The following is a 2751-nucleotide window of genomic DNA, read 5'->3' as shown; positions in this document are numbered from 1 at the left end:
GGCATATCAGAACGGAATGGAAAGTCCGGCCATAGCGGGTGATAGCCCCGTATGAGAAATGTTGATTGTGGAACTAGGCACGAAAAGAGTAGGGCGGGACACGTGAAATCCTGTCTGAACATGGGGGGACCATCCTCCAAGGCTAAATACTCGTAATCGACCGATAGCGAACAAGTACCGTGAGGGAAAGGCGAAAAGAACCCCGGGAGGGGAGTGAAATAGATCCTGAAACCGCATGCATACAAAAAGTAGGAGCCCTCCGGGGTGACTGCGTACCTTTTGTATAATGGGTCAGCGACTTACATTCAGTGGCGAGGTTAACCGAATAGGGTAGCCGTAGAGAAATCGAGTCCGAATAGGGCGAATTAGTCGCTGGGTGTAGACCCGAAACCAAGTGATCTATCCATGGCCAGGATGAAGGTACCGTAACAGGTGCTGGAGGTCCGAACCGACTAGTGTTGCAAAACTAGCGGATGAGCTGTGGATAGGGGTGAAAGGCTAAACAAACTTGGAGATAGCTGGTTCTCTCCGAAAACTATTTAGGTAGTGCCTCAAGTATTACCTTCGGGGGTAGAGCACTGTTTAGGCTAGGGGGTCATGGCGACTTACCAAACCTATGCAAACTCCGAATACCGAAGAGTACAGCTTGGGAGACAGAGCACCGGGTGCTAACGTCCGGACTCAAGAGGGAAACAACCCAGACCGCCAGCTAAGGTCCCTAAAATTGGCTAAGTGGGAAACGAAGTGGGAAGGCTAAAACAGTCAGGATGTTGGCTTAGAAGCAGCCATCATTTAAAGAAAGCGTAATAGCTCACTGATCGAGTCGTCCTGCGCGGAAGATGTAACGGGGCTAAGCCAGTTACCGAAGCTGCGGATGCACAGTTTACTGTGCGTGGTAGGAGAGCGTTCTGTACGCCTGTGAAGGTGGGTCGTGAGGCCTGCTGGAGGTATCAGAAGTGCGAATGCTGACATGAGTAGCGTTAAAGGGGGTGAAAAGCCCCCTCGCCGAAAGCGCAAGGTTTCCTACGCAACGTTCATCGGCGTAGGGTGAGTCGGCCCCTAAGGCGAGGCAGAGATGCGTAGCTGATGGGAAACAGGTCAATATTCCTGTACCGATCTATAGTGCGATGTGGGGACGGAGAAGGTTAGCTCAGCCGGGTGTTGGATGTCCCGGTTCAAGCATGTAGGCGTGCCCTCTAGGCAAATCCGGAGGGCTTAGCTGAGGTGTGATAACGAGTCTGCTTGCAGACGAAGTGAGTGATACCCTGCTTCCAGGAAAAGCCACTAAGCTTCAGCTATAGACGACCGTACCGCAAACCGACACTGGTGCGCGAGATGAGTATTCTAAGGCGCTTGAGAGAACTCTGGAGAAGGAACTCGGCAAATTGACACCGTAACTTCGGAAGAAGGTGTGCCTTTAGTAGGTGAAGGGGATTTACTCTCCCAGCCCAATGAGGCCGCAGAGAATCGGTGGCTGCAACTGTTTATTAAAAACACAGCACTCTGCAAAGACGAAAGTCGACGTATAGGGTGTGACTCCTGCCCGGTGCTGGAAGATTAAATGATGGGGTGCAAGCTCTTGACTGAAGTCCCAGTAAACGGCGGCCGTAACTATAACGGTCCTAAGGTAGCGAAATTCCTTGTCGGGTAAGTTCCGACCTGCACGAATGGAGTAATGATGGCCACACTGTCTCCTCCAGAGACTCAGCGAAGTTGAAATGTTTGTGATGATGCAATCTCCCCGCGGAAAGACGGAAAGACCCCATGAACCTTTACTGTAGCTTTACATTGGACTTTGAACAGATCTGTGTAGGATAGGTGGGAGGCTTTGAAACCTGGTCGCTAGATCAGGTGGAGCCAACGTTGAAATACCACCCTGGTGTGTTTGAGGTTCTAACCTTGGCCCGTTATCCGGGTTGGGGACAGTGTATGGTGGGCAGTTTGACTGGGGCGGTCTCCTCCCAAAGTGTAACGGAGGAGTTCGAAGGTACGCTAAATACGGTCGGAAATCGTGTTGATAGTGCATTGGCATAAGCGTGCTTGACTGCGAGACTGACAAGTCGAGCAGGTACGAAAGTAGGACAAAGTGATCCGGTGGTTCTGTATGGAAGGGCCATCGCTCAACGGATAAAAGGTACTCTGGGGATAACAGGCTGATACCGCCCAAGAGTTCATATCGACGGCGGTGTTTGGCACCTCGATGTCGGCTCATCTCATCCTGGGGCTGTAGCCGGTCCCAAGGGTATGGCTGTTCGCCATTTAAAGAGGTACGTGAGCTGGGTTTAAAACGTCGTGAGACAGTTTGGTCCCTATCTTCCGTGGGCGCTGCAAGATTGAGAGAGCCTGCTCCTAGTACGAGAGGACCGGAGTGGACGCACCTCTGGTGTATCGGTTGTCACGCCAGTGGCATCGCCGAGTAGCTAAGTGCGGAAGAGATAACCGCTGAAAGCATCTAAGCGGGAAACTCGTCTCAAGATGAGTCTTGCCGGGGCCTTGAGCCCCCTGAAGGGTCGTTCGAGACCAGGACGTTGATAGGCTGGGTGTGGAAGCGCAGTAATGCGTTAAGCTAACCAGTACTAATTGCCCGTGAGGCTTGACCCTATAACTTTGACGATTACGTCGAAGCTGAGTGGTCACGCAGATCGATAACAAGTCGATCGAAGTCGTTCCTCAACTGAGGACGCAATCAAATACAGCTGATTCGAAACAACTCTACGAATTGGGCGAGTTGCTCATTCGGTGTCGTGTGAC

The 2751-nt window shown here is 51.9% G+C and carries 1 rRNA gene; it reads left to right on the top strand.

The annotated features are described in order from the left end of the window. Window positions 1-2601, top strand: a 23S ribosomal RNA gene (locus BMY53_RS25200); the annotation flags it as partial. Between the last annotated feature and the right edge of the window lie 150 nt (window positions 2602-2751).

This window comes from Roseateles sp. YR242 (genome assembly GCF_900109745.1).
Lineage (GTDB): Bacteria > Pseudomonadota > Gammaproteobacteria > Burkholderiales > Burkholderiaceae_C > Roseateles.
The sequence above is the reverse complement of the archived record's forward strand: the minus strand, read 5'-3'. Positions and strand labels throughout refer to the sequence as shown.